General features: G+C 42.9%; 1 pseudogene. It reads right to left on the bottom strand.

Going from position 1 to position 625, the window contains the following annotated elements:
* Positions 1–625 (bottom strand): annotated as a pseudogene (locus tag ACERC8_RS09960) (IS3 family transposase); the annotation flags it as partial.

Below are 625 nucleotides of genomic sequence, written 5' to 3'. Positions count from 1 at the left end.
CGCCCTTGTAAGAGGAATACTTGCGTTTCCGACGAATACGAGCAGCTAGTTTCATCTCTGTCATCAAACGTTGTACCTTCTTGTGGTTGACACAGAAGCCTCGATTGCGAAGTTCCAAGTGAATACGACGATAGCCATAGTTGCCCTTGTGTTCGTCATAAATGGCTTGGATTTCAGTCTTAAGTGCCGAATCCTTGTCTTCTTTTGCCAGTTGTTTGATGTGGTAATAATAACTTGATTGCGCTAGATCTAAAATATCAAGTAATAGCGTTAGGGCAAACTCATCTTTTAGTTCTTGGATGACTCTTGTTGCTTTTTGAGTTTTGCCTCGTCCCGTAAGCGGTAATCTCTCAACTTTTTTAGCACGGCGTTCTCCGCTCTAAGGTATTCCAGTTCTTTTTGAAGACGTTCTAGCTCCGTCATTTCTTCCCAAGTTTTCGTTTTCTTTCGTCCCATCTTTGGCGGTCTCCCTCTTGATTTCTCAAGAATAGTATACCCGTTTTTCTTGTATTGCGCTATCCAGTTTGGAAGCAGCCCACGGTTCGGAAGAGCATACTCAAGAGAGACGGACAGTTGAGACTGACCTTCAAGAAGGACTTTATCCATGATTTCTTGTTTTAACTCG

Origin of the sequence: Streptococcus sp. E29BA (assembly GCF_041807805.1) — a bacterium.
Lineage (GTDB): Bacteria > Bacillota > Bacilli > Lactobacillales > Streptococcaceae > Streptococcus > Streptococcus entericus.
The sequence above is the reverse complement of the archived record's forward strand: the minus strand, read 5'-3'. Positions and strand labels throughout refer to the sequence as shown.